At 64.5% G+C, this 24,821-nt stretch carries 24 protein-coding genes and 1 pseudogene; 7 read left to right on the plus strand and 18 right to left on the minus strand.

The window, feature by feature from the left end; all coding sequences use genetic code 11:
- Nucleotides 1-43 precede the first annotated feature (43 nt).
- From ACIPZB_RS12090 to cbiE, 8 genes and pseudogenes are all read right to left on the minus strand, one after another.
- Nucleotides 44-475, minus strand: coding sequence for a DUF2946 domain-containing protein (locus tag ACIPZB_RS12090; RefSeq protein ID WP_400640367.1), 432 nt, complete (start codon nt 473-475; stop codon nt 44-46).
- A gap of 25 nt (nt 476-500) precedes the next feature.
- Nucleotides 501-986 carry a copper chaperone PCu(A)C gene (locus ACIPZB_RS12095; RefSeq protein WP_400640368.1) on the minus strand — a complete coding sequence of 162 codons (486 nt, stop codon included), beginning with the start codon at nt 984-986 and terminating at the stop codon, nt 501-503.
- A gap of 48 nt (nt 987-1,034) precedes the next feature.
- A complete protein-coding gene (locus ACIPZB_RS12100) occupies nt 1,035-1,424 on the minus strand; it encodes a DUF2946 domain-containing protein (protein WP_400640369.1) in 390 nt (129 codons plus the stop codon).
- 257 nt (nt 1,425-1,681) lie between these two features.
- Nucleotides 1,682-1,933: pseudogene (locus ACIPZB_RS12105) on the minus strand (SPFH domain-containing protein); the annotation flags it as partial.
- 27 nt (nt 1,934-1,960) lie between these two features.
- Entirely contained in the window at nt 1,961-2,398 is a 438-nt protein-coding gene (locus ACIPZB_RS12110; RefSeq protein WP_400640370.1) for an NfeD family protein, read from the minus strand.
- Nucleotides 2,399-2,550: 152 nt separating this feature from the next.
- Nucleotides 2,551-3,267, minus strand: a complete 717-nt coding sequence (locus ACIPZB_RS12115; RefSeq protein WP_400640371.1) for a cobalt-precorrin-6A reductase — start codon at nt 3,265-3,267, stop codon at nt 2,551-2,553.
- The gene (locus ACIPZB_RS12120; RefSeq protein ID WP_400640372.1) at nt 3,264-4,358 is read right to left on the minus strand and encodes a cobalt-precorrin-5B (C(1))-methyltransferase; all 1,095 of its coding nucleotides are present in this window, start codon (nt 4,356-4,358) and stop codon (nt 3,264-3,266) included. The genes ACIPZB_RS12115 and ACIPZB_RS12120 overlap by 4 nt, the downstream gene beginning before the upstream one ends.
- Nucleotides 4,351-5,562 (minus strand): precorrin-6y C5,15-methyltransferase (decarboxylating) subunit CbiE, encoded by a 1,212-nt coding sequence (gene cbiE, locus ACIPZB_RS12125; RefSeq protein ID WP_400640425.1) that lies wholly within the window; start codon nt 5,560-5,562, stop codon nt 4,351-4,353. The genes ACIPZB_RS12120 and cbiE overlap by 8 nt, the downstream gene beginning before the upstream one ends.
- A 102-nt stretch (nt 5,563-5,664) precedes the next feature.
- On the opposite strand from cbiE, the gene cobG reads away from it, so the two are divergent.
- The 7 genes from cobG to ACIPZB_RS12160 all read left to right on the plus strand — a co-directional run bounded on the left by cobG (nt 5,665) and on the right by ACIPZB_RS12160 (nt 12,141).
- Nucleotides 5,665-6,996, plus strand: a complete 1,332-nt coding sequence (gene cobG / locus ACIPZB_RS12130; protein ID WP_400640373.1) for a precorrin-3B synthase — start codon at nt 5,665-5,667, stop codon at nt 6,994-6,996.
- A complete protein-coding gene (locus ACIPZB_RS12135) occupies nt 6,989-7,615 on the plus strand; it encodes a precorrin-8X methylmutase (RefSeq protein WP_400640374.1) in 627 nt (208 codons plus the stop codon). Before cobG ends, ACIPZB_RS12135 begins: the two co-directional genes overlap by 8 nt.
- Complete coding sequence (locus tag ACIPZB_RS12140) at nt 7,615-8,346, plus strand: precorrin-2 C(20)-methyltransferase (protein WP_400640375.1); 732 nt, start codon at nt 7,615-7,617, stop codon at nt 8,344-8,346. Before ACIPZB_RS12135 ends, ACIPZB_RS12140 begins: the two co-directional genes overlap by 1 nt.
- A 2-nt stretch (nt 8,347-8,348) precedes the next feature.
- Nucleotides 8,349-10,040 (plus strand): precorrin-3B C(17)-methyltransferase, encoded by a 1,692-nt coding sequence (cobJ, locus tag ACIPZB_RS12145; protein ID WP_400640376.1) that lies wholly within the window; start codon nt 8,349-8,351, stop codon nt 10,038-10,040.
- Nucleotides 10,041-10,140: 100 nt separating this feature from the next.
- Complete coding sequence (locus ACIPZB_RS12150) at nt 10,141-10,830, plus strand: hypothetical protein (RefSeq protein ID WP_400640377.1); 690 nt, start codon at nt 10,141-10,143, stop codon at nt 10,828-10,830.
- A 62-nt stretch (nt 10,831-10,892) separates the two neighbouring features.
- Entirely contained in the window at nt 10,893-11,531 is a 639-nt protein-coding gene (locus ACIPZB_RS12155; RefSeq protein WP_400640378.1) for a hypothetical protein, read from the plus strand.
- Nucleotides 11,518-12,141, plus strand: coding sequence for a hypothetical protein (locus ACIPZB_RS12160; RefSeq protein ID WP_400640379.1), 624 nt, complete (start codon nt 11,518-11,520; stop codon nt 12,139-12,141). The genes ACIPZB_RS12155 and ACIPZB_RS12160 overlap by 14 nt, the downstream gene beginning before the upstream one ends.
- Here the strand turns inward: ACIPZB_RS12160 and ACIPZB_RS12165 are convergent.
- The 10 genes from ACIPZB_RS12165 to accB all read right to left on the minus strand — a co-directional run bounded on the left by ACIPZB_RS12165 (nt 12,138) and on the right by accB (nt 24,741).
- Nucleotides 12,138-12,734, minus strand: coding sequence for a MarC family protein (locus ACIPZB_RS12165; protein WP_400640380.1), 597 nt, complete (start codon nt 12,732-12,734; stop codon nt 12,138-12,140). The two genes, ACIPZB_RS12160 and ACIPZB_RS12165, sit on opposite strands and share 4 nt — an antisense overlap.
- Nucleotides 12,735-12,804: 70 nt before the next feature.
- Complete coding sequence (locus ACIPZB_RS12170) at nt 12,805-15,579, minus strand: response regulator (protein WP_400640381.1); 2,775 nt, start codon at nt 15,577-15,579, stop codon at nt 12,805-12,807.
- A 135-nt stretch (nt 15,580-15,714) separates the two neighbouring features.
- Entirely contained in the window at nt 15,715-17,010 is a 1,296-nt protein-coding gene (gene purD / locus ACIPZB_RS12175) for a phosphoribosylamine--glycine ligase (RefSeq protein WP_400640382.1), read from the minus strand.
- Between the two features lie 178 nt (nt 17,011-17,188).
- Nucleotides 17,189-18,796, minus strand: a complete 1,608-nt coding sequence (gene purH, locus ACIPZB_RS12180; RefSeq protein WP_400640383.1) for a bifunctional phosphoribosylaminoimidazolecarboxamide formyltransferase/IMP cyclohydrolase — start codon at nt 18,794-18,796, stop codon at nt 17,189-17,191.
- 81 nt (nt 18,797-18,877) lie between these two features.
- Nucleotides 18,878-19,198 carry a DNA-binding transcriptional regulator Fis gene (gene fis / locus ACIPZB_RS12185; protein WP_008093076.1) on the minus strand — a complete coding sequence of 107 codons (321 nt, stop codon included), beginning with the start codon at nt 19,196-19,198 and terminating at the stop codon, nt 18,878-18,880.
- Nucleotides 19,195-20,208 (minus strand): tRNA dihydrouridine synthase DusB, encoded by a 1,014-nt coding sequence (dusB, locus tag ACIPZB_RS12190; RefSeq protein ID WP_008093077.1) that lies wholly within the window; start codon nt 20,206-20,208, stop codon nt 19,195-19,197. Before dusB ends, fis begins: the two co-directional genes overlap by 4 nt.
- Before the next feature lie 197 nt (nt 20,209-20,405).
- Entirely contained in the window at nt 20,406-21,740 is a 1,335-nt protein-coding gene (locus ACIPZB_RS12195; protein WP_400640384.1) for a DUF3426 domain-containing protein, read from the minus strand.
- Nucleotides 21,741-21,782: 42 nt separating this feature from the next.
- On the minus strand, nt 21,783-22,661 hold the full coding sequence (prmA, locus tag ACIPZB_RS12200) for a 50S ribosomal protein L11 methyltransferase (RefSeq protein WP_400640385.1): 879 nt from the start codon (nt 22,659-22,661) through the stop codon (nt 21,783-21,785).
- 245 nt (nt 22,662-22,906) lie between these two features.
- Nucleotides 22,907-24,262 carry an acetyl-CoA carboxylase biotin carboxylase subunit gene (accC, locus tag ACIPZB_RS12205; RefSeq protein ID WP_008093082.1) on the minus strand — a complete coding sequence of 452 codons (1,356 nt, stop codon included), beginning with the start codon at nt 24,260-24,262 and terminating at the stop codon, nt 22,907-22,909.
- 17 nt (nt 24,263-24,279) lie between these two features.
- Nucleotides 24,280-24,741, minus strand: coding sequence for an acetyl-CoA carboxylase biotin carboxyl carrier protein (gene accB / locus ACIPZB_RS12210; protein ID WP_400640386.1), 462 nt, complete (start codon nt 24,739-24,741; stop codon nt 24,280-24,282).
- Nucleotides 24,742-24,821 lie beyond the last annotated feature (80 nt).

Raw genomic sequence — 24,821 nt, forward strand, 5'->3', positions numbered from 1 at the left:
GAGTGAGCGCGAAGCTTCCTGGCTCCGTGCAGCAATGGTGGTTTCAGACGCTGATCGAAGGCGGCGGCGCGCGGCTGCGCGCACCGGGGAACACGGCCTGCCGGGCATGGCCCTGGTGAGTGGACGCGGGATTGAGGGTGGCGGGGGTAACGCTGGCCGCACTGAGCGGGCTGAGGGTTTGCGGTAAGGCGGGGCAGTTGAACAACAGGCTGCAGTAGCCGCACTTTTCCCACATCACATGCAGTTGGCCATCGTCTCCATGGCCAGGATGCGCGTCGCCGCCATGCTGATGGCTGGCCGGCATCGCCATGTCCATCGGCATGCTCATGCCGGCGTGGTGGTCCATCGGCATCGACTGGGAAACCAGCGGGCCGATGAAGATCATCCACATGGCGAACAGGCTCAGCCAGCCGCCGCCGACGCGCCTGCGATCAGGGCGGGTGGTACGGCTGAGGCGGTTGCGCGGCAGGCTCATGGTGCGAGCACCTGTCAGCTAGCGGTCAGTGCGCATGTTCGTGGCCTTGGGGCTGGTCCGCTGGCGGCTGCTTCTGCACGGCGACATCGACCGTGATGTCGCCGGCCTTCTCGAAGTGCAGGGTCAGCGGGAAGCGCTTGCCGTCGCTGAGCAGGCTGCGGTCCTTGGGCTGCATGAGCATCACGTGGTAGGCGCTGGGGGCGAAGACCACCTCCTTGCCGGCCGGCACCACCACGCTGGGCACCTGCTGCATCTTCATGGTGCCGCTGGCGGTCATGCTGTGTTCGTGCAGTTGTGCGTCAGCGGTGATCGGGCTGTCGACGCTGAGCAGGCGATCATCGACCTTGCCGTTGTTGTGCACGATGAAATACGCGGCGACGTTGGGCGCATTGGGTGGCAGTTGCAGCGACCAGGGGTGCGCGATGTGCAGGTCGCCCACGGTGTATTCATGGGCATTGGCGAAGGCGCCGGGCAGCAGCAAGGCGGCCACTACGAGAGCTTGCTTGAGCATTGGGTGAGTCTCCATTCTGTTCGGGTTCAGGCAGACAGCGTGATGAACTCAGACCAGGGGAGAGGCACGGGGGTTGAGCGCGGGCCATAGCTGGCGCGGCGTCGCTTGGTAGTGGGGGGGCGCTGGCGCATGGCCGACCGACAGCGTGGGTGGGTTGTGCAGCTGTGGCGGGTAGCCTGGCAGGGCCAGCAGCGGCGCGGCGCCGGAGCAGCACCAGCAGTGCTGCATGTTGGAATGGTCGTCGCTTTGCGTGCCGAGGTCGATCTTGGCCAAGGCTTGTACGTCGACCTTGGCCTTGCCGGCCAGGCTGGAACAGAAAGCCCCCCACAGCAGCTGCTCGGCCGGGCCCTTGGGCGCGGCGGTGGACAGCGGCATGGCCAGCAGGTTGAACAGCACTGCGAAGCAGGCTATCCAGGCGATGTGCCGACGTGGGGGCATGGAGAGATCCGGTCAGGAATCGTGGCGGGTATTGTAAGGCGGAGTATAGGTAAAAATGCGGGGTGCGGTGAAGTGACGCAGGTAGGTGGTGTTATCTGGGGCTGCTGCGCAGCCCAATCGCCGGCTTGCCGGCGATTGGGCCTCAACCTCTATCAAGCCTTACTACGCCCCATCAGCCCACGCACCGTCTCCTGCAGATCCGCCGGCAACACCACCACCTTGGCATTGCTGCTACCGGCCAGATTCTCCATGGCACCCACGATCACCGCGTTGTCGCGGGTGATGATTTCCTGCTCTTGCACATCGAGGATGATGTCCTTGGTCGGCAGGCGGTACGCGACCACGTCCATGTACGGAATGACGATGTTCAGGCCGGGCTTGAGGGTGCTGTGGTAGCGGCCCAGGCGCTCGACGATCCATTCCTCGCCCTGGGGCACGATACGCACCCCCTTGAACACGGTGATCAGGACGAACAGGGCGAGGACAGCTACGACGATGAGGCTGGTCATGATGCTTACTTCCTTTTAATGGCGGAATCAGGCCCGGATGACCCGGGCGGTATTGCCTTCGATGGCGACGAGCCGCACACGCTCGCCGGAGGGGATGTCGCCGGCAGCGACGCAGACCCATTCCTCGTTGCCGAGGATCGGCTTCTGGAAACGCACACGGCCCTTCTCGAATTGCGAAACGCTGTGGACCAGCATCCCGACCTCACCGATCACGCTGTCGGCGGTCCAGCGCACGTCCGGCTGCTTGCGCTTGAGCAGCTTGAACCAGAGCAATGTGGTGCCCGAGGAGAACAGCGCCCACAGCAGCACCTGCATGTCCAGGTGCAGGCTGGGGGCGGCCAGTGCGATAAGCGAGACCAGCACGGCACCGATGCCGAACCAGATGATGAAGAACGTGGGCAGGACCAGTTCGAGCAGGATCAGGCCGATGCCGAAGACCAGCCAGATCCACCATTGCATTTCCATATGGGTGACGCCTACCAGAGGAGGGGGCTCGAGTTTAGGTAGGCGGGAAAGGAAGGCTATTCAGGCAAGTTGGAGTTAGCTGTAGGAATGGTCTGGATTTCTGAGTGGGTCGGCGCTCGATCTCGAGGGCGATACACCGCTCACGCCATGCATCAAGCGAGCGCGCCCATCAATTCTTCCGAAGACAGATACTCACGGTCTACGCCAGGAAGAACCGGGCGCTTCAAGATCAGCACCGGAACGCCAAGCGCTCTTGCCACCTCAAGCTTCGGCTCAGTCGCCACGCTGCCGCTGTTCTTGCTGACCAGCACATCGATCTGCCGGCGAGCGAACAATGCCTGCTCATCTTCGAGCTGAAATGGCCCTCGCGCCCCGATCACCTCGCAGCGGTCATTCCCAGGGCAGGCCTCCAACGCCCGCAACGTCCAGAACTGCCCCGACGGAATCTCGTCAAGGTGTTGCAGCGGCTCGCGCCCCAAGGTGAACAGTGGCCGCCGAAACGGCTTGAGCGCGTCGATCAGCCCCACCCAGTCATCCACCTCGCGCCAGTCGTCACCAGGCTGGGCCTGCCAGGCCGGGCGGCGCAAGGCCCAGCACGGGATACCGACGGCTCGGGCAGCGGTGGCGGCATTGCGGCTGATCTGCGCGGCGTAGGGGTGGGTGGCGTCGATCAGCAGCGTGATGCCTGCTTCACGCAGGTAGCGGGCCAGGCCTTCGGCCCCGCCATAGCCACCGACCCGCACCTGGCAGGCCAGGTCCTGCGGCACGCGGCCGATGCCGGCCAGGCTGTAGACATGCTCGGGCCCAAGCTGGCGGGCGATGGCCAAGGCCTCGGTGACGCCACCGAGCAGCAGGATGCGCCGGCTCATTGCACACCGGCCTTGCCGACGATGCCGCCCTGGCGGTCGATGGCGAACACTTCTACCTGCACCTGCGCCGGCACCACGCTGCGGGCGAAGGCGAGCGCATGGGCGCAGACCGCATCGCCCAGGGCGACACCGGCCGCGTGGGCCAGCGCCAGGGCCTGCTGGCTGGTGTTGGCGGCAATGATCGCCGCCTGCAGCTCGGCATCGGCGCCCACGTCCGCTGCCCAGCCGGCCAGTTGCGGCAGGTCGATGCTCGAATGGCGGCTGTGCAGGTCCATGTGCCCGGCGGCCAGCTTGCTGATCTTGCCGAAGCCGCCGCACAGGGTCAGGCGCGACACCGGCACCTTGCGCACGTGCTTGAGCACCGCACCGACGAAGTCGCCCATCTCGATCAGGGCGATTTCCGGCAGGCCGTAGACCCGCCGCATGGTGTCTTCGCTGGCATTGCCGGTACAGGCGGCGATATGGGTGTAGCCATTGGTGTGGGCCACGTCGATGCCTTGGTGGATCGAGGCGATGTAGGCCGAGCACGAGAAGGGCCGCACGATACCGCTGGTGCCCAGAATCGACAGGCCGCCGAGAATGCCCAGGCGCGGGTTCATGGTCTTGAGCGCGAGTTGCTCGCCGTCTTGCACATTCACCGTGACCTCGAAGCCGCCCAGGTAGGCGCAGTCATCGGCCAGTTGCTGCAGGTGTTCGCTGATCATGCGCCGGGGCACCGGGTTGATCGCGGGTTCACCCACGGCCAGCACCAGGCCAGGCCGGGTTACCGTGCCGACACCCAGGCCTGCGACGAACCGCACACCGGGTTCAGCCACCAGGCGCACCTGGCTGTAGAGCAGTGCGCCATGGGTGACATCCGGGTCGTCGCCGGCATCTTTGAGCGTGCCTGCTTCGGCGCGGTCGTCGTCGCGGCGGCAAAATTCCAGGCGCATCTGCACCACCTTGCCCTTGGGCAGGGTGATGCTCACGGCGTCATTGACCTGGCCAGTGAGCAGCAGGCGCGCTGCGGCCAGGCTGGTGGCGGTGGCGCAGCTGCCGGTGGTCAGGCCGCTGCGCAGCGGGGCCGGTTGTTCGCGGGTTTCTTCACGCATCGAGCGGCTTCACCACGTCGAGCAAGGTGATCGGCAGGGCCTGGCGCCAGGTATCGAAGGCGCCCAGGGGCTGGGCTTGGGCAACATGGATGCGGGTCAGTTCGCCACCATGCTGCTCACGGAAATGCGCCAGTGCCAGTTCGCTTTGCAGGGTCACCGCATTGGCCACCAGGCGACCGCCGGGGCGCAAGCGTTCCCAGCACAGCGGCAGTACCCCTTCGCGGGTGACGCCGCCGCCGATGAAGATCGCATCCGGGCGCTCCAGCTCGGCCAAGGCCTCAGGCGCCTTGCCGCGAACCAGTTGCAAACCGGGAACGCCCAGGGCGTCGCGGTTGTGTTCGATGAAACCCTGGCGGCCTTCGTCGGCTTCGATCGCCAGGGCACGGCAGGCGGGGTGGGCGCGCATCCATTCGATGCCGATCGAGCCGCAACCGGCGCCGACGTCCCACAGCAGCTCACCCGGTTGAGGGGCCAGGCGGGCGAGGGTAATAGCGCGCACGTCGCGCTTGGTCAGTTGGCCGTCGTGACGGAAGGCGCTGTCCGACAGGCCGGGCACGCGTGCCAGACGTGGCGCATCTGGCGTGGCCTGGCACTCGATGGCGACCAGGTTGAGCGCGGCCACTGGCGGGCAGGGCCAATCGTCGGCGCTGCCCGACAGCTGGCGCTCCTCCGGGCCACCCAGGTGTTCGAGTACATGCAGGCGGCTCGGCCCGAAGCCGCGCTCGCGCAGCTGCGCGGCGATAGCGGCGGGGCTGTCGCCATCATTGCTCAGCACCAGCAGACGCATGCCGCTGTGCAGGTGGGCGTTGAGCGCTGCCAGTGGCCGCGCCACCACCGACACCACCTGCACCTCCTGCAACGGCCAGCCCAGGCGGGCGGCGGCCAGAGCGCAGGAGGAGGGCATCGACAGCACGTGCATTTCCGTGGCTGGCACGTGCCGCGCCAAACTGGCACCGACGCCGTAGAACATTGGGTCGCCACTGGCCAGTACGCACACGGGTTCACCGCGCAGCGCCAGCACCGGGGCCAGGGAGAACGGGCTGGGCCAGTCTTGCCGTGCGCCGCTGATGCAGCGCGGCAGCAAGGCCAGCTGGCGCGGGCTGCCGATGATCCGCGAGGCGCCCAGCAAGGCGCGTCGAGCCTGCTTGCCCAAGCCACTGAAACCGTCTTCGCCAATGCCTATTACTGTCAGCCAGGGTGCCATCTGATCCAATCCGCCCATCATGCTCGACCACCGGCTTTTCATGCCGCCGGACAAAGCAGGCATAATACCGCGCCTTCTACACTCAAGCGCATTTTCAGCGATTTGCCGGACACCCCTTTGAAGCAGGCCCATGCCCCCACCGTTTCGCCCCGTCCCTCGGCCTGTCCGGGGTTGTGGCGCATCGTCAGTGCCCGTGATGGCGGCATCTGCCGTATCAAGCTGCCCGGTGGCCTGCTGTTGGCCGACCAGGCCGATGCCGTGGCAGACGCCGCCGAGCGTTATGCCTCGGGCGTGATCGAAGCGACCAACCGCGCCAACCTGCAGGTACGCGGTATCGGCACCGATCATGCAGGGTTGATAGACACCTTGCTGGCGGCCGGCCTCGGCCCGCGTGACGCTGCCAGCGACGATGTGCGCAACCTGATGCTCAGCCCCTTGGCCGGGTACGACCCAGCGATGGTGCTGGATGTGCGGCCGTTGGCCGAGCAAGTGCTCGACATGCTGCAAGGCACGCCACGCTTCCACCAGCTGTCGGCCAAGTTCGCCGTGCAAGTGGACGGCGGCGAAGGCCTGGCGATGCTCGAACATCCTCATGATCTTTGGCTTTGCGCGCTGCGCCTGGAGCAGCGTGTTTGGCTGGCGTTCGGCCTGGCCGGTTGCCCGGCCGACGGCCAGGTGCTGGGCGCGGTGCCGCTGGAGCAGGGGCCGGCGCTGGTGCGTGCGGTGCTCGGGCGCTTCCTCGACCTGGCCAGCCCGGAGCAGTCACGCATGCGCCAGTTGCTGGCAGGCTGCGCAGTTGAAACATTCGTCGCGGGGCTCGAAGTGCCGCTGCGTCGCGATGCGGCTGTGCTGCAGTGGCGCCGCGAAGCCGCAGACAGTCCGTGGCTCGGCGTCGTGCCTCAGCAGCAGGGCACAGCCCTGGGCGTTGCACCGCCGCTCGGCCGGCTTACGCCCGAGATGTTGCGCGGCGCCGCGCGCATCACCCGGGAGTGGGGTGACGGTAGCCTGCGCTTGACCCCCTGGCAGAGCCTGATGCTGACCAACATCGACCCCGCCGGCATCGAGCTGGCCCAGCGAGCGCTGTCGGCCCTGGGCCTGCTCTGCCACAGTCATGAGCCGCTGGCCCGCATCGTCGCCTGCACCGGCGCCAGCGGCTGCGTCAAGGCGCATGGCGAGACCAAGGCCGATGCGGTAACGCTTTCAGCCCTGTTGCGTAGCGGTGCCCCCGCCAGTGTCCACCTGTCTGGCTGCTCCCGATCCTGTGCCGTGGCCCATGTCGCCCCGGCTACCCTGCTGGCCCGCTCGCCGGGCCGCTACGACCTCTATCTGCGTGACGCGCGCCAACCGGGCTTCGGTGCCCTGCGCGCCACCGACCTCACCTTGAACGAAGCAGGCGCCATGCTCGCCCTGCCGACGGAGCACCTTGATGATTGACTACATCCGCGATGGTCAGGAGATCTATCGCAATTCCTTCCGGATCATCCGCGAGGAAGCCCGACTCGAGCGGATCCCCGCAGACCTGGAGAAGCTGGCCGTGCGCGTCATCCATGCCTGCGGCATGGTCGAGGCCATCGACGGCCTGCAGTTCTCCGAAGGTGCCGGCCGTGCCGGGCGTGAAGCCCTGGCCAACGGTGCGCCGATCCTCTGCGACGCGCACATGGTCGCCGAAGGCATCACCCGTGCGCGCCTGCCGGCGAACAACCAGGTGATCTGCACCCTGCGCGACCCCAGCGTCCCGGACCTGGCCAAGGACGCCGGCAACACCCGCTCCGCCGTGGCCCTGGAATTGTGGCGGCCGCACCTTCAAGGCAGCGTGGTGGTGATCGGCAACGCGCCGACCGCCCTGTTCTACCTGCTGGAAATGATTGATGCGGGCGCACCGAAACCTGCGCTGATCCTCGGCTTCCCGGTCGGCTTCGTCGGCGCGGCGGAGTCCAAGGCCATGCTCGCCGCCGACAGCCGTGGCGTGCCGTTTGTGATCATGCAAGGCCGCCTGGGCGGCAGCGCGATGGCCGCAGCGGCGGTCAACGCCCTGGCCACGGAGGTGGAATGATGGCGCCGCGCGGACGTCTGCTGGGCCTGGGCGTGGGCCCCGGCGACCCTGAACTGATCACCGTCAAAGCCTTGCGCTTGCTGCGCGAGGCCCCGGTGGTCGCCTATTTCGTAGCCAAGGGCAAGCGTGGCAATGCCTTTGGCATCATCGAGGCGCATCTGCAGGCCGAGCAAACGCTGCTGCCGCTGGTGTACCCGGTGACCACCGAGGTGTTGCCGGCACCGTTGTCCTACGAGCAGGTCATCAGCGATTTCTACGATGAAGCCAGCGTTCAAGTGGCCGAACACCTGGATGCCGGCCGCGACGTGGCGGTGATCTGCGAGGGTGACCCGTTCTTCTACGGCTCCTACATGTACCTGCATGACCGGCTGGCACAGCGTTTTGATGCCGAAGTGGTCCCGGGCGTGTGCTCGATGCTGGGCGGCGCTTCGGTGCTGGGTGCGCCGCTGGTCTACCGCAACCAGAGCCTGTCGGTGCTGTCAGGCGTGCTGCCTGCTGAAGAACTCAAGCGACGACTCGCCGACGCCGACGCGGCGGTGATCATGAAGCTGGGCCGCAACTTCCCCAAAGTGCGTCAGGTGCTCGGTGAGCTGGGGCTCGATGGGCGTGCGCTGTATGTGGAGCGCGCGACCATGGCCAACCAGAAGATCGTCCCGCTGGACCAGGTCGATCCGCAGTCTTCACCTTACTTCTCGCTGATCATCGTGCCGGGTGAAAAATGGCAGGGATGAGCATGCACGAAGCCCCGGCGATTATCATCCTCGGGCCTGGCAGCCTGACCACGGCGCAACATATCCAGCAGTGCTATCCAGCGTCCACGATCCATGGCTTGAATGGCCGGGTCGAGGGTGCCGACGCGTATTACGAGGCGTTTGGCGACACCCTGCGTGCCCTGTATCAGCAGGGTAGGCCGATCATTGCGTTGTGCGCGGCAGGCATCGTCATCCGCAGCCTGGCCAGCCTGCTGGGTGAAAAGGGTGAGGAGCCGCCGGTGCTGGCGGTTGCCGAGGACGGCAGCGCCGTGGTGCCTTTGCTGGGCGGCCTCAGTGGCGTCAACGTGATGGCTCGCGAAATCGGCGAGGCACTGGGCGTGGCGGCAGCGATCACCACCAGTGGTGAGCTGCGCTTCGGCACCTGCCTGCTGAACCCGCCCGAGGGGTACGCGCTGGCGGACCTCGACCAGGGCAAGCGGTTTGTCTCCGACCTGCTGGCGGGTGAGGCGGTACGCATAGAAGGTGATGCCCCTTGGTTGCAGCAAGCTCAGTTGCCGGCCAGTGACAGTGCGCAGCGCACCATCCATGTCGGCTGTGAGGCACGCCCGACCCGCCGTGACGAGTTGCTGATTCACCGCCGCTCGCTGGTGCTGGCGGTTGCCACCGCAGGGCCCGAACTGCTGGCGCAGGTGCGCACTGCCTTGCGCGATGCAGACTTGGCCGAGCAGGCGCTGGCCTGCCTGCTGGCGGATGAAGCCTTGATGGCGGAGCCATCGCTGCATGAGGCAGCCGAGGCACTTGGCGTCGGTCTGCGCTTTGCGCCAGTGCCTTGCGGATTGGCCAGCATGCTGGCCGAAAGCCTGCCTGGGGCGACGCTGGTCGAGCAGGCAGGGATCGTCATTGCCGTGGCACCGTCGCCTGTCGACGTGACGCAGGTCGGTCGCCGCCGCGGTCGCCTGGCGGTGATCGGGCTTGGCCCGGGTGCCGCCGACCTGATGGTGCCCGCGGTCAAGGCAGAGCTGGCACGCGCTGAAGATGTGCTGGGCTATGAGACCTACGTGCGCATGGCTGGCCCGTTCCGCGATGACCAGGTGCTGCATTGCACTGACAACCGAGAAGAGATGCAGCGCGCTCGCCACGCCTTTGAGCTGGCTGCCCAAGGCCGTTCGGTGGTGGTGGTATCGTCCGGGGATCCGGGCGTGTTCGCCATGGCGGCCGCTGTACTCGAAGCGCTGCACGCGTCCGATGACCCGGCCTGGCACCGTGTCGATCTGGAGATCCTGCCAGGGGTCTCGGCTTCGCTGGCGACCGCTGCCCAGGCGGGTGCACCGCTGGGGCATGATTTCTGCGTGATGTCGCTGTCGGACAACCTGAAGCCCTGGTCGGTCATCGAGCAGCGTCTGGACCTGGCGGCTCAGGCCGATCTTGTCCTGGCGTTCTACAACCCGATTTCCCGGTCACGGCCTTGGCAGCTGGGGCGCGCCATCGAGATTGTGCGACAGCATCGCGGTGGCAGCACGCCTGTAGTACTTGGCCGAGATATCGGTAGGCCTGGGCAGACGCTCAAGGTCGTGTCTTTGGCCGAGCTGGTACCGGACATGGTCGACATGCGCACCATGGTCTTGCTGGGGTCTTCCACGACCTGCCAATTCCCTAGAGCCGATGGCACGCAGTGGGTGTACACGCCGCGTTGGTACCCGACTGCCGGGTGAGGCGCTGAGGGAAACGGCTCAGGCCTGCTCCTCGGTCGTTTGCAGCATAGGGTGAGGGCCCCTCGACGATACCCGTCGGGGCCTTCAAGGTACTCTGCAAATGACCGATCAAAACCCTGTCAGTGGCGATAGCATTGCCGTCGTCGAACAATCCCTCCTGGCGCTCAGCGCAGGTATCTCCGCGCAAAACCGCCGCGATGCCAAGACGACATTCCAGTTCGCGTCTCGCGTGGCTTCCAAGCTGCACGACCGTGATGGCGAGTCCGAGGCCTGGTTCAACAAGTTCCTGGAAGTGATGCGCACCTGCGGCTGGGTGGTGGGCAAGCGCTCCTACGAGCGTGACTATGACCAAAGCCGATCGCTGACCCTGGGACCTATTGCCTTCAAAGTCGCCAGCGCCGCGGGCCAGGCATTGCTCGGTGGCCCGGTTGGCCAGGCCATTACCAAGCTGATCGGCGATGGCCTGAAAGCGCTGGGCGGTATCACCGAAGCTCAGGAGGTCTACAAGCAGAACGTCAAAGGGCACCCTGTGTCGACCACGGGCCTGGCGGCCTGCATCGAAACGCCCGAGGGCGAACTGTTCATGCTGGTGAACGCGTTCAGTGCTTCACCGAGCGAAAACGACTTGAACACCCTGGTGTTCGAGTGGAAGAGCGCGAGCAAGGACCGTTATTGCGGTTCGGTCGTGCTCAGCTTCAACGAAGTGGTGTACACCGACGCGGTACGTGCATCGATCGAGCAGAAGCTTGTCGACAAGGCTATCCAGGCGCCAAGCGAATACGAGATCTGACATTGAACGGGGCTTCAGGGCCCCGTTCTTCTTTTTCTGTACTTGAAATTCGAGGTACTCCGATGAGTGAGGAAACCTATTCCTTGTGGCTCGTTGGCGGCACGGCCTTGTTGGTCGCGGACACGGCACTGCAAGACCAGCAGTATGCGCTGGACTCCGTGCTGTTCGCCCAGTTGCGTTCAGACAAACTCAATGGTTCACGTTTTGCCAACTTCGCTCGCTGGTACAGCGGCTACCGCACGGCCCTGGAACAGCGGGGTTGGACCTTCACCCATAGTCGAAGTGATTACCTGAGCCTGCAGGAAGGCGCTCCGCCAACGCCGGCCGACCTTCTCAAGAGTCATTTGCAGGCTCGTCACCCCAGCCTCTGCGGTTACTTGCAGGCGGCTATGACCAGGCTTTCGCAGGAGGTTCAGCAACAGATGAGGGCTTTCACCATGGGCGAACACGAAAAAGCCAACGGCGTCGTCTGTGAGCTGGGCGTTCTGCTTCCCGGCCCTTCGATGGACCTGTGCGGGCTGGCTTTGGGCAGTGACCTGTCCGACGGCATAGACCTGCGCGAGAGCGTCGCCACATTGGGCGAATACGTGACGCAATCGATCCGCCACGATTTGCACGCGCTGCTCGAGCGCAAGCAGCAGGCGGGGAACATCAGGAACCTGGGCACGCTGAAGGGGGAGGATGGCAATGGAGCAACATGAAGCCGCAGTCGTGGGGGCCAGCCTTGTTTCCTTCATCCCCGGAACCAGTCAGAGGCAGCGTGAGGCGGTCAAGCTCGCCTCGTTGTGGGCTGAGACCGTGACCCTGAAAGACATGGCGCAGGCAACTGCCGAAGAACAGTATCGCTACTACCTGAGGAAGCTGATGTATCTGGGGTGGGACGCGAAGACGGCGGAACAGGTTCACTGGCCCGATCCACAGCGCGTGGTACTTGTAGACCAGGTACTGAGCAAGATCGATGCTGTCGCTGGAAGCGTCCACTCCCGCCACATGTCACTGACGTTCGAGGCACTGAAGAAGAACGGCAAGCCATTGCTGCATTTTGAATCCCGAAGCAAGGAGCGGGCGCAGTTTCAGCTCTTGTCCTGTGCCCCTGTGAGCAGCAACTACGTTGACATCGTCCTGTATCACGAAGCTGGCGACAGCTCTGCCTTCACGACGGGCTTTCTGTTTCGCGAGCGCCAGGACATGCGCGTTACCGCCGAGCTTGTGCGTTTCAATACACGGTTGTTCGACCAGGAGCGCCGCAGTGGGGTCGAGCGTGCGCTGGTAAAGATCGCGCTCAAGGAAATCCACTCAATGGAGGTCTAGGACACCAGGTAGCCCTTGATTCCGGTAAAGATGATCTGCGCCGCCAGGGCGCAGACGAACAGCCCCATCAACCGGCTGACGATCTGCAGGCCTTGATCGCCAAGAAGCCGCTCTATGCCATGCGAGAGGTACAAAACCAGGCCTACGGTGAAACTGGCCAGGGCGATACTGACGATGGCCAGCAGCTTGTCGTCCCAATGCGGTTGCCCCACGCCCATCACCAGCAATGCACCGATGGTGCCGGGACCCACCGTGAGTGGGATGGTCAGCGGCACGATGGTCACATCCTGCTGCACGTTGTCGGCCTGCACGGCCGGCTTGCCCTGGGCCATGCCCAGGGCCGAGATGAACAGCACGCTACCGGCGCCGATGCGAAAGGCGTCGGCGGTGATGCCGAAGATGCCGAAGATCGCTCGCCCGAACAGGTACAGCAACACGCTGGCGACCAGCGCGGCAAAGGCCACCTTCCAGGCCAGCTGCTTGCGCTCCTTGCTGGAGTGGCCACGGGTCAGGCTGATGAAGCACGACAGCACGAAGAACGGGCTGTAGAGCACGAGCATCTTGAGGTAGACACTGAACAACTCATGGAGCATGAGCGAGATTCCTGGCTGGGCCGTCGGGGGGAGGACTTACCCGTGAAACGGTGGATCCAGCCACTATAGTTCAGGAGGTGTGCAGCGGATCGTCAGCCTTTGCTTCGCGCTGTTTTGCCCAGTACTGAATCAGCTCGCGCAGCTGCGACAGCTCCACAGGTTTGGCCATGTGCCCGTCCATGCCGGCCAGCCGTGCGCGTTCCTTGTGTTCGGCCAGGATATGCGCGGTCAGCGCCACCACCGGGGTGCGCTGGCGCTGGTTGGCGGCTTCCCAGTCGCGCAACTGCTGGGTGGCCGAGAACCCGTCGAGTATCGGCATTTCGCAGTCCATCAGCACCAGGTCGTAGCGCCGCGCCTTCATGGCCTGCAAGGCCTCTTCACCATTGCTGGCGGTGTCCGGTTCGAGGTTCAGCTTGCCCAGCATGCCCCGGATCACCTTGGTCGAGATGCTGTTGTCTTCGGCGACCAGAACGCGGAAATCGCCTGGCAGCTCCGTTGCGCATGGGGTGCCCGGCAGGCTTGCCGGCACGGCCTGCTCGCGGCCGCGCTGGGCCAGTTCTTCGGCCAGGGTGGTTTTCAGGGTGTAGCCGGCTACCGGTTTGGCGAGGATGCGTTTGACCCCGGCGTTACGGGCGATGACCTTGCTCGGGGCATTGCTGATGCCGGTGAGCATCACCACCAGGATGTCGTGGTTGAGGCTCGGGTCTTCCTTGATCTTGGCGGCCAGTTGCATACCGGTCATGCCTGGCATGTTCTGGTCGAGCAACACGGCATCGAAGTAGTCGCGCAGGTGCGCCTTGGTCCGCAACAGCGCGAGGGCTTCTTTGCCAGACGGTACTGCGCTGACATTCATGCCCCAGGCGCTGCACTGTTGCACCAGCACCTTGCGGCAGGTGTCGTTGTCATCGACCACCAGCACCCGCGCATCGCGCAACGGGCCGTCGAGGTCGGCCGGGGGTTGCTCCAGGCGCGAAGGGTCCAGCGGCAGGGTCAGCCACAGGGTGTTGCCCATGCTGGTGCTGCTCTTGATGCCGAATTCGCCCTGCATCAGGCCGATCAGCTGTTTGGCGATCACCAGGCCGAGGTGGCCACCGAGCTTGTTGCTGGAAAGGAAGTGGTGGCTGTGCAGCTCGGCCTGCAGCAGTGCTTCGCGCTCGGCGGCAGGCAGCGGTTCGCCACTGTCCTGCACGGCGATCCGCAGGCGCGGCACCTCGCCGCGTTGATCCAGTGCAACCACCAGCAGGATCTCGCCGTGGTCGGTGTTCTTCAGCGCATTTTCCAGCAGGCTCGACAAGGCCTGGCGCAGCCGTGTCGGGTCGCCGCTGATGACGCGCGGCACCTGTGGCTGGGTAAAGCTGATCAGCTCGATGTTCTGTTGCTCGGCCTTGGCCCGGAAGATGTTCAGGCAGTCTTCGATCAGGGCGTTGAGGTCGAACTGCACGTCGTCCAGCTCGATCTGGCGCGACTCGAGCTTGGAGATGTCGAGAATCTCGTTGATCAACGTCAGCAGTTCGTTGCCGGCGCTGTGGATGGTTTGCACATAGTCGCGCTGCTTGATCGACAGCGGCGTGCCAAGCAGCAGCTCGGTCATGCCCAACACCCCGTTCATGGGGGTGCGGATCTCGTGGCTGATCTTGGCCAGGAACTCGGCCTTGGCATTGATTTCGGCATCGCTGGCAGCCAGCGCGCGGCTGGCGCTGAAACGTTCTTCGCTCATGCGCCGCAGGCGCTCGCTGACCGCCAGGTTGAGCAGCAGACCGCACGCCACGGTCAGCCCCATGAGGATGCACAGCAGCCAGGGCGTCGAGGTGCGGGTCAGGCCGAGCAGGGCCGGTAGCAGCACCAGGCCGCCCAGGTTGAACACCAGCATGGCGATGGAGAACAGCCGTGCCGGCGCGTAGCCTTTGTACCAGTGATAGCTGCTGACCAGCAGCATGGTCGTGCTGCCCAAGGCCAGCAGGGCGTAGGTCATCAGGTTGAGCGGCAGGGTGTCGACGAACAGCAGGATCAGCCCGCTGACGGCAGTGACCAGCATCTCGCCATGCAGCAGGCGGTTGAGCCGGGGCGAGTTGCAGGGCGAGAAGAAGTGCTGGGTGAAATACAGGCCCGACAGGCCAGCCAGGACCAGGGTCAGGTAGGCGGCCGGGGTTTGCGCGCTGTGCCACAGGTGCCACCAGGGGCCGCTGAGGTTGAGCAGGATCAGGCCGCTGAGCAGCATCAGGCCATGGTACAGGGCGAGAATCAGGGTGGTGCTGGATCGGCTGTAGAGGAAGCGGATCAGGTTGTGCAGGATCAGCATCAGCAAGCCGCCGAAGAGCATACCGAACAGCAGCGCCTCGCTGTGGTCGGAAGCGGCTACAGCCGCGGGCTCCAGGGTGATGGCCGGGCGCAACTGGTGCTCGGAGACCAGGCGCAGGTAGATATCCAGGGTGTGCGTGCTGTTGGGCAGGGGCAGTATGTGGTCGCTGCCGCGCAGGGTCGGGCTGGCGTTGCCGGCCTGGCGGCCATGGCGCAGCTGGCGTAGCAGCTTGTCACCGTCGAGGGCGTACAGGTCCAGGTGGGAAAGGTCGGGGGCGAAAATCCGCAGCAGTTGCTCTTGATTGCCCGGCTCCAGGCGGTAATGCAGCCACAGGGCCTGTTCCGCAGGGGCGGCATCGAGCTCGCCGAGGGTGATCGGGCTGAACTGGCTGCGATAGCGATCGGAGCGAACGTCGCTCAATTGCAGACTGGCCTGTTCGTCGAGCAAAACGGACCAGCCTCCGCCTTGCTCGGCAGAAGCCGGGAGCAGGCAGAGCAGGGTCAGCAAGCTGACGATGAGGGCTGTGGCAATCCGAAGCCGACGCACTACGAGATCCCTTCCTAGCTGATGTGCCGGGTATTAACTATGCGCGGCGCGCCAAGTCGAAGGCAAGGCCCACAGGGGGCCTTGTCGACGAGCCGAACGCCGCACGCACAACGCGTTGCGGCGATCCGCAAAAGCTTACTGCTGGTGTTCACCGCGCTCGCGGGCGATGGCCCGGTAGCCGATGTCGGTACGGTAGAAGCTACCGTTCCAGTTCACTTCCTTGGCCAGGCGGTAAGCCTGCTGCTGAGCGTCGGCAACGGTGCTGCCCATGGCCGTGGCGCAGAGCACGCGGCCGCCATTGGTGACCACTTGGCCATCCTTGAGCGAAGTGCCGGCGTGGAACACCTTGCCTTCGATCTTGGCCGCTGCATCCAGGCCGTTGATCACATCGCCCTTGGCGTAGTCGCCCGGGTAGCCACCGGCTGCCAGCACCACACCCAGGCTCGGACGCGGATCCCACTGTGCTTCGACCTTGTCCAGGGCCTTGGCGAAAGCTGCTTCGATCAGCAGCACCAGGCTCGACTCCAGGCGCAGCATGACCGGCTGGGTTTCAGGGTCGCCGAAGCGGCAGTTGAACTCGATGACCTTGGGGTTGCCCGCCTTGTCGATCATCAGGCCGGCGTACAGGAAGCCGGTGTAGACGTTGCCTTCTTCGGCCATGCCGCGCACGGTCGGCCAGATCACCTGGTCCATCACGCGCTGGTGCACGTCGGCGGTGACCACTGGCGCAGGCGAGTAGGCGCCCATGCCACCGGTGTTCGGGCCAGTGTCCTGGTCGCCGACGCGCTTGTGGTCCTGGCTGGTGGCCATGGGCAGCACGTTGTGGCCGTCGACCATGACGATGAAGCTGGCTTCCTCGCCGTCGAGGAACTCTTCGATCACCACGCGCGAGCCGGCCTCACCGAATGCGTTGCCGGCGAGCATGTCACGCACGGCGTCTTCGGCTTCCTGCAGGGTCATGGCGACGATCACGCCCTTGCCGGCGGCCAGGCCGTCGGCCTTGATCACGATCGGTGCGCCTTTTTCCTGCAGGTAGGCCAGGGCAGGCTCGATCTCGGTGAAGTTCTGGTAGTCGGCGGTCGGGATCTTGTGGCGAGCCAGGAAGTCCTTGGTGAACGCCTTGGAGCCTTCCAGCTGGGCTGCGCCCTTGGTCGGGCCGAAGCAGTCCAGACCGCGGCTGCGGAACAGGTCGACCACACCGATGACCAGCGGCGCTTCTGGGCCGACGATGGTCAGGTCGACGTTCTTCTCGGCGAAGTCGGCCAGTTGCTCCAGGGCGGTGACGTCGATGGCGACGTTCTCGCACTTGGCTTCGGTGGCGGTGCCGGCGTTGCCCGGGGCGACGAAGACTTTCTCGACGCGTGGGTCCTGGGCGACTTTCCAGGCCAGGGCGTGCTCACGGCCGCCGCTGCCGATGATCAAAACTTTCATGTCAAAACCTCTGTTTGGCGGCGATCGCCTAGCCCTGTAGGAGCGGCCTTGTGTCGCGAAAGGGCTGCAAAGCAGCCCCCCGGTCTCATGCGGCAATGCTTGAATCCGGGGGCCGCTTTGCGGCCCTTTCGCGACACAAGGCCGCTCCTACAAGGCCGGCGATCAGCCTGGCATTTGATTAGTGGCGGAAGTGGCGCATGCCGGTGAACACCATCGCGATGCCAGCTTCGTCGGCAGCCGCGATAACTTCAGCATCACGCATCGAGCCACCGGGCTGGATCACGGCGCTGATACCCACTTTAGCCGCATTGTCGATGCCGTCACGGAACGGGAAGAACGCGTCCGAGGCCATGACCGCGCCTTGTACCTGCAGGCCAGCATGCTCGGCCTTGATGGCAGCGATGCGTGCGGAGTTGACGCGGCTCATCTGGCCGGCGCCGACGCCGATGGTCTGACGCTGCTTGGCATAGACGATGGCGTTGGACTTGACGAACTTGGCGACTTTCCAGGCGAACACCAGGTCGTGGATCTCCTGCTCGGTCGGCGCACGCTTGGTGACGATCTTCAGGTCATCGGCAGTGATCATGCCGTTATCGCGGCTCTGCACCAGCAGGCCACCGTTGACGCGCTTGAAGTCCCAACCGGCAGCACGCTCGGCTGGCCACTCGCCACATTCCAGCAGGCGCACGTTCTGCTTGGCAGCGACCACGTCGCGAGCAGCCTGGGAGATTTTCGGGGCGATGATCACTTCGACGAACTGGCGATCGACAATGGCTTTGGCAGTTTCGCCATCGAGCTCACGGTTGAAGGCGATGATGCCGCCGAACGCCGACTCGGTGTCGGTGGCGTAGGCCAGGTCGTAGGCCTTGCGGATGCCGCCTTCGTCTTCAGGCACAACCGCCACGCCGCACGGGTTGGCGTGCTTGACGATGACGCAGGCCGGCTTGACGAAGCTCTTCACGCATTCCAGCGCAGCATCGGTGTCGGCCACGTTGTTGAACGACAGCTCTTTGCCCTGCAACTGGATGGCGGTGGAAACGCTGGCTTCGCCTTTCTTGGCTTCGACGTAGAACGCCGCGCTCTGGTGCGGGTTCTCGCCGTAGCGCATTTCCTGGGCTTTGACGAACTGGCTGTTGAAGGTGCGCGGGAACTCGCTGCGGCCTTCGGTCGACAGGGCCTCTTTGGCCTGGTCGATGGTGCCCATGTAGTTGGCGATCATGCCGTCGTAGGCGGCCGTGTGCTCGAACGCCTTGAGCATCAGGTCGAAGCGCTGGGCGTAGGTCAGGCCGCCGGCCTTGAGGCCTTCGAGGACGCTGGCGTAGTCGCTGGCATTGACCACGATGGCCACGTCCTTGTGGTTCTTGGCAGCCGAACGGACCATGGTCGGGCCGCCGATGTCGATATTCTCGATGGCAGTCGGCAGGTCACAGCCGGGCTTGGCGATGGTGGCTTCGAAGGGGTACAGGTTGACGGCGACCAGGTCGATCGGCTTGATGCCGTGCTCGTTCATGATGGCGTCGTCGACACCGCGACGGCCGAGGATGCCGCCGTGGATCTTCGGATGCAGGGTCTTGACCCGGCCATCCATCATTTCGGCGAAGCCAGTATAGTCGGCCACTTCCACCGCGTTGACGCCGTTGTCCTTGAGCAGCTTGTAGGTGCCGCCGGTGGACAGGATCTCGACACCGAGCTGTTGCAGCTCACGAGCGAATTCGAGGATACCGGTCTTGTCGGAGACGCTGATCAGGGCGCGGCGGACTGGCAGGCGGGTAGTCTGGTCGGTCATTTCGGGTTCCAATAACGCGGTGGAGTCAGCAAAAAAGGCGTTCCTTCGCAGGAGCCGCCTTTTCTGATTGGGATTCTGGCCTTACAACAAGTCGTACTGCTTGAGCTTCTTGCGCAGGGTGCCACGGTTGAGCCCGAGCATCTCGCTGGCTTTGGTCTGGTTGCCCTTTACGTAGTTCATCACGCTTTCGAGCAGGGGCGCCTCGACTTCGGAGAGCACCAGGTTGTACACGTCAGTGACGGTAGCGCCTTCCAGGTGTGCGAAGTAGTTGTGCAGCGCCTTCTCGACGCTGTCGCGAAGGGTCTGGCCCTCTTCGCTAGGCGTATTGAGGTGCTGTTTGAGGTTGGCGTTGTCGCTCACGGGCGTTGTTCCACTCACTAATGTCTCGGTCATCATCGTCATGCGGCCACCCCTTGTTCGTCCTCTGTCTCAAGGCTCTGTCGACGTTCGTTGAAATACCCACGAACGTTGGCGCACTGCGCTTGTGTGTCTTCCAAAGCGTTGAACCGGGAGCGAAACTCCTTGCCGCCGGGTCGTGTTGCCAGGTACCAGCCAACGTGCTTGCGGGCGATACGAACGCCCATCACATCGCCATAGAAGGCGTGCAGCGCGGCCAGGTGCTCCAGCAGGATACGTTCCACTTCGTCCAGCTTGGCGGCTGGCAAATGCTCGCCGGTCGCCAGGTAATGCGCGATCTCGCGAAAGATCCAGGGACGCCCTTGGGCAGCCCGGCCGATCAGCAGACCGTCGACCCCGGTGGCGTCCAGCACCGCCCGGGCCTTTTCTGGCGAAGTGATATCGCCATTGGCAAAAACCGGGATAGACACCGCCTGTTTGATGGCAGCGATGGTGTCGTATTCGGCTTCGCCGGTGTACAGATCGGCGCGTGTGCGGCCATGTACCGCCAGCGCCTGGATGCCTGCCTGTTCGGCGATCTTCGCCACGTTCAGGCCGTTCTTGTTCGCCCGGTCCCAGCCGGTACGAATCTTCAGGGTCACCGGGACGTCCACCGCGCCGACAACGGCGTGGAGGATCTCGCTGACCAGTGCTTCATCTCTCAATAAAGCAGAGCCTGCGGCTTTGTTGCAGACTTTTTTCGCCGGGCAGCCCATGTTGATATCGATGATCTGGGCACCCGCTTCGACGTTGGCCCGGGCCGCCGCCGCCATCATCTGCGCGTCACCCCCGGCGATCTGTACCGAGCGGGGCTCGGGATCACCTTCGTGGATGCGACGCAGGCTCGACTTGCGGCTGTTCCACAGGCTCATGTCGCTGCTGACCATCTCCGACACCACCATGCCTGCGCCCAGGCGCTGGCAAAGTGTACGGAAAGGCTGGTCCGTGACCCCGGCCATGGGCGCGAGGATCAGGTTGTTGCGTAGTGTGTATTGGCCGATGCGTACCGCCGACATAGGTGTTCCCTGTTGTGGGGCCGAATCATTGGAGTCGAAAAAGGGTTGGCATGATACCCGCTCTCGGTGACCGGATAAAGATGGATTTGGATAAATTCTGAACAGTTGTCGGCTTATGCCGATACTGCTGTATGCCGCCTGTGCGGGCCTCATCGCCGGCAAGCCGGCTCCCAAAGAGCCTGCCTGCCGGCGATGGGTTATTCGGGGGAGCGGAAGCTGAGGCTGTAGTTCACGGCCTTGGGGCCCGGGTCGAGGATGTCCAGGGCAATGTGGATCGGCGTCTGGCTGGGCATTTCGCCACGGCCGGCCAGCTCGCCGGAGAGGTATTCGCTGGGTTTGAAGCGACGGCTGGCGATCAGCTGGCCATTGAGGTCGGCGAAACGCAGCTCCAGCAACGGGAACGGTTGGGCGAAGGGGGCTCGGTTGTAGATGATCGCGTCGACGATCAGTGCGCCCTTGAAGTCCGGGTGGCTGCGCACCACCAGGTTGCTGCTCTTGATCCGGCCGATATCGACGCGGGTCGGCACTTCGCAGCCAAGCACTGGGCACAGCTGCTGGAAGATCGGGCGGTACTGGTCGTGGCGGGCCAGTTCGTCGAAATGGAACCACACGTACTGGAAGGCCAGCAGGCCAGCGGCGAGCAGGGTCAGCACGCCCCACAACAGGCGCTTGCCCCAGTTTGCCTTGGGCTTTTCCCAGCCCAGTTGCAACGGGTCGTCGACCACATCGACCAGTGGCTCCTTGCGGGACGGGCGCTCGGCTTTGGCGGCAAAGCCAGGCTCCAGGCGCTCGCTGGGCAGCGGTTCGACAGGGTCGTCGTCACGGGCCGACAGGTGGATATCGATTTCGTCGTCATCACGGGCGCTCAGGCCCTTTTCGTGAATGATCGCGTCATCGTCAGGCAGCGGCTCGGAGAAGTCGCGGGCGTCATCGTGCTCGGCTGCCCGGTGTGCAGCAGGCTCATCCTCGAAGTCCAGGTCGAGGCTGGCGCCCAGCGTCGGCTCGGTGCGGTCCCCGGGTTCTGGCTCGAGTGCCAGCAGCTCCTGGTCCATCAGGACCGGCGCGGGCTCGTCCAGCGCTTGCGGTTCGAGGCGATCGTCGGTGGCGGTGCCGAACGGTGCAGCGCCGAGGTCGTCTGCTTGCGGCTCGTCTCGGCGTGCCTGCAGGGCGTCCTCTGCGGGGGCTGTACGGGGTTCGGCGGGCTGGTCGCGACGCTCCAGGCGGGCAAGCTCCTCGTCCAGGTCCAGCTCATCCAGGGCCTGGACGGTGGCCGCCCAGTCCTCGGGTTCGACCGGTGGTCGTTCGTTGGGTGCAGGGGCGGGCACAGACGGCGCCTCGGCGGGCAGTTGCGCAGGCAACGCAGGTGCGCTGCCGGTCTTGGCGCGATTCTGCTCCAGCAACTGTTTTGCCGCATTGAACACCTGCAGGCAGTGGCCGCAGCGCACCACACCGCGCGCTACGCTCAGCTGGTGATGAGTGACGCGAAAGCTGGTCTGGCAATGCGGGCACTGGGTGACGAAACTGTCGGTCATGCGGCAATCCGGGAGCTGTGCAGAGGTTAATTCTAGGCCCGCTTAGCGGCGGCGACCACTGATGCGCACCCAGCCGTCGCGCACGACGATCGGGTCCAGCTCGAAGTCGACGGCATAGGCCGCGGCCACTTCCTCACCCTGTTCGGCGAGGATGCCCGACAGCGCCAGCAGGCCACCTGGGCGGACCAGGCCGGACAGTTGCGGCGCCAGGGAAACCAAGGGGCCAGCGAGGATGTTGGCGACCAGCACGTCGGCCTGCATCGCTGGCATGTGCTCGGGCAGGTAGAGCGCGAACTTCTCATCCGCGATGCCGTTACGCTGGGCATTGTCACGCGAGGCTTCGAGCGCCTGCACGTCGATGTCGGTGCCAACGGCTTCACGGGCGCCGAGCAGCAGCGCGGCGATGGCCAGGATGCCCGAGCCGCAGCCGAAGTCCAGCACCTGGGTGCCTTCGAGCTGCTGGCCGTCGAGCCATTCCAGGCACAGCGCGGTGGTCGGGTGGGTGCCGGTGCCGAAGGCCAGACCCGGGTCGAGCAGCAGGTTGACCGCGTCCTTTTCCGGGGCCTCGTGCCAGCTCGGCACGATCCACAGGCGGCGGCCGAAGCGCATCGGCTGGAAGTTGTCCATCCAGCTGCGTTCCCAGTCCTGGTCCTCGATCACCTCGGCGTGGTGCTCGGGCAGTTCTGTGCCCGTCAGCAGGCGCAGGTGGGCGAATACGGCCTCTGGCACGGCATCGGCTTCGAACAGCGCCAGCAGGTGAGTGTGCGACCACAGCGGCGTGGTGTTGAGGTCGGGCTCGAAGATCGGTTGATCTTCGGCGTCCATGAACGTGACCGAGACGGCGCCGACTTCGAGCAGGGCGTCTTCGTAGGTTTCGGCTTGTTCCGGGCTGATGGCCAGGCGTACTTGCAGCCAAGGCATGGCGGGCACCTTTGGTAAATCGACAGGGGCAGCCCGAGGCTGCGCGAAGGCTGGCAGTTTACGCGAGTGCGGGGGTTTGTGCATGAATTGAGGGGGGGCTGCTTTGCAGCCCAATCGCCGGCAAGCCGGCTCCCACAGATACCCCACTGAATCTGTGGGAGCCGGCTTGCCGGCGATGAGGCCCTGACAGGCAATAAAAAACCCCGGCACTGGGGCCGGGGTTTTCATGCATCACGCTAACGCGATCACTCCTGGTTGGCCAGTTTGTGCTCGAGGTAGTGGATGTTGACGCCGCCTTTGCAGAAACCTTCATCACGCACCAGGTCGCGGTGCAGCGGGATGTTGGTCTTGATGCCGTCGACGACGATCTCGTCCAGGGCATTGCGCATGCGCGCCATGGCTTCGTCGCGGTCCTTGCCGTAGGTGATCAGCTTGCCGATCAGCGAATCGTAGTTCGGCGGAACCGAGTAACCGCTGTACAGGTGCGAATCGACGCGAACACCGTTGCCGCCCGGGGCGTGGAAGTGCTTCACCTTGCCTGGGCTCGGGATGAACTTCTTCGGGTCTTCGGCGTTGATACGGCACTCCAGCGAGTGGCCACGGATCACGACGTCTTCCTGGCGGATCGACAGCTTGTTGCCAGCGGCGATGCTGAGCATCTCCTTGACGATGTCGATACCGGTGACCATTTCCGACACCGGGTGCTCAACCTGCACGCGGGTGTTCATCTCGATGAAGTAGAAACGGCCGTTCTCGTACAGGAATTCGAAGGTGCCGGCACCGCGGTAGCCGATCTCGACGCACGCATCGACGCAGCGCTTGAACACTTCCTGACGGGCTTTCTCGTCGATGCCCGGGGCAGGTGCTTCTTCCAGGACCTTCTGGTGACGGCGCTGCAGCGAGCAGTCGCGGTCGCCCAGGTGGATGGCGTTGCCCTGGCCGTCGGACAGCACCTGAACTTCCACGTGACGTGGGTTGGTCAGGAACTTCTCCAGGTAGACCATCGGGTTGCCGAAGGCGGCACCGGCTTCGGTACGAGTGAGCTTGGCCGAGGCGATCAGGTCCTCTTCCTTGTGCACCACGCGCATACCGCGACCACCACCGCCACCGGCGGCCTTGATGATCACCGGGTAGCCGACGTCACGGGCGATCGCCAGGGCGACCTCTTCGTCTTCCGGCAGCGGGCCATCGGAGCCCGGTACGGTCGGAACGCCGGTCTTGATCATCGCGTCCTTGGCCGAAACCTTGTCGCCCATCAGGCGAATGGTGTCGGCTTTCGGGCCGATGAAGGCGAAACCGGACTTCTCCACCTGCTCGGCGAAGTCGGCGTTTTCCGCCAGGAAGCCGTAACCCGGGTGAATGGCGGTAGCGCCGGTCACTTCAGCCGCGGCGATGATCGCCGGGATGTGCAGGTACGAATCCTTGGACGAAGCAGGACCAATGCAGACCGACTCGTCTGCCAGGCCCAGGTGCATCAGTTCGCGGTCGGCCGTGGAGTGCACGGCAACGGTCTTGATGCCCAGCTCTTTGCAGGCACGCAGGATCCGCAGGGCAATTTCCCCGCGGTTGGCGATCAGGACTTTTTCCAGCTTCCCAGACATCGTTGGCTCTCCGCGAATCAAACGATGGTGAACAGCGGCTGGTCGAACTCAACCGGCTGACCGTCTTCCACCAGGATTTGGTCGATGACACCGCTGCATTCGCATTCGATGTGGTTCATCATCTTCATCGCTTCGACGATGCACAGGGTGTCGCCTTTCTTCACGGTCTGGCCGACTTCAGCGTAGTTCGGCGAGGTCGGCGAAGGCTTGCGGTAGAAGGTACCGACCATTGGCGACTTGATCACGGTGCCACGCAGGGCCGGGGCGGCTTCGGCGGCCGGTGCGGCAGCGGCAGCGGCAGCGACCGGGGCGGCGGCTACAGGGGCTGCCATCGGTGCTGGTGCGTAGAACTGTTGAGCCGCTGGGGTCTTGCTGTGACGGCTGATACGGACCGACTCTTCGCCTTCCTTGATCTCCAGCTCGTCGATGCCAGACTCTTCCAGCAGCTCGATCAGTTTCTTGACTTTACGGATATCCATTAATCATCAACTCCCAAAGGTTCGGTCAGGGGGCGTAATTTAAAAAACGTATCTGAACGTTTCTCTCGAACCTCGGCCCA

The organism is Pseudomonas sp. NPDC089396, assembly GCF_044749545.1.
Lineage (GTDB): Bacteria > Pseudomonadota > Gammaproteobacteria > Pseudomonadales > Pseudomonadaceae > Aquipseudomonas.

Bases quoted from the DNA above. Each gene is read 5' to 3' on its own strand.
- dusB (WP_008093077.1), bottom strand. From the start codon at position 20,208: ATGTCGGCGGTACGCATCGGCCAATACACACTACGCAACAACCTGATC.
- ACIPZB_RS12135 (WP_400640374.1), top strand. From the start codon at position 6,989: ATGATTGACTACATCCGCGATGGTCAGGAGATCTATCGCAATTCCTTC.
- ACIPZB_RS12120 (WP_400640372.1), bottom strand. From the start codon at position 4,358: ATGCGTGAAGAAACCCGCGAACAACCGGCCCCGCTGCGCAGCGGCCTG.
- ACIPZB_RS12150 (WP_400640377.1), top strand. From the start codon at position 10,141: ATGACCGATCAAAACCCTGTCAGTGGCGATAGCATTGCCGTCGTCGAA.
- ACIPZB_RS12195 (WP_400640384.1), bottom strand. From the start codon at position 21,740: ATGACCGACAGTTTCGTCACCCAGTGCCCGCATTGCCAGACCAGCTTT.
- fis (WP_008093076.1), bottom strand. From the start codon at position 19,198: ATGACGATGATGACCGAGACATTAGTGAGTGGAACAACGCCCGTGAGC.
- ACIPZB_RS12115 (WP_400640371.1), bottom strand. From the start codon at position 3,267: ATGAGCCGGCGCATCCTGCTGCTCGGTGGCGTCACCGAGGCCTTGGCC.
- prmA (WP_400640385.1), bottom strand. From the start codon at position 22,661: ATGCCTTGGCTGCAAGTACGCCTGGCCATCAGCCCGGAACAAGCCGAA.
- ACIPZB_RS12100 (WP_400640369.1), bottom strand. From the start codon at position 1,424: ATGCCCCCACGTCGGCACATCGCCTGGATAGCCTGCTTCGCAGTGCTG.
- accC (WP_008093082.1), bottom strand. From the start codon at position 24,262: ATGTCTGGGAAGCTGGAAAAAGTCCTGATCGCCAACCGCGGGGAAATT.
- ACIPZB_RS12160 (WP_400640379.1), top strand. From the start codon at position 11,518: ATGGAGCAACATGAAGCCGCAGTCGTGGGGGCCAGCCTTGTTTCCTTC.
- ACIPZB_RS12140 (WP_400640375.1), top strand. From the start codon at position 7,615: ATGGCGCCGCGCGGACGTCTGCTGGGCCTGGGCGTGGGCCCCGGCGAC.
- cobJ (WP_400640376.1), top strand. From the start codon at position 8,349: ATGCACGAAGCCCCGGCGATTATCATCCTCGGGCCTGGCAGCCTGACC.
- ACIPZB_RS12090 (WP_400640367.1), bottom strand. From the start codon at position 475: ATGAGCCTGCCGCGCAACCGCCTCAGCCGTACCACCCGCCCTGATCGC.
- ACIPZB_RS12095 (WP_400640368.1), bottom strand. From the start codon at position 986: ATGCTCAAGCAAGCTCTCGTAGTGGCCGCCTTGCTGCTGCCCGGCGCC.
- purH (WP_400640383.1), bottom strand. From the start codon at position 18,796: ATGACCGACCAGACTACCCGCCTGCCAGTCCGCCGCGCCCTGATCAGC.
- ACIPZB_RS12165 (WP_400640380.1), bottom strand. From the start codon at position 12,734: ATGCTCCATGAGTTGTTCAGTGTCTACCTCAAGATGCTCGTGCTCTAC.
- ACIPZB_RS12110 (WP_400640370.1), bottom strand. From the start codon at position 2,398: ATGGAAATGCAATGGTGGATCTGGCTGGTCTTCGGCATCGGCCTGATC.
- accB (WP_400640386.1), bottom strand. From the start codon at position 24,741: ATGGATATCCGTAAAGTCAAGAAACTGATCGAGCTGCTGGAAGAGTCT.
- purD (WP_400640382.1), bottom strand. From the start codon at position 17,010: ATGAAAGTTTTGATCATCGGCAGCGGCGGCCGTGAGCACGCCCTGGCC.
- cbiE (WP_400640425.1), bottom strand. From the start codon at position 5,562: ATGGCACCCTGGCTGACAGTAATAGGCATTGGCGAAGACGGTTTCAGT.
- ACIPZB_RS12155 (WP_400640378.1), top strand. From the start codon at position 10,893: ATGAGTGAGGAAACCTATTCCTTGTGGCTCGTTGGCGGCACGGCCTTG.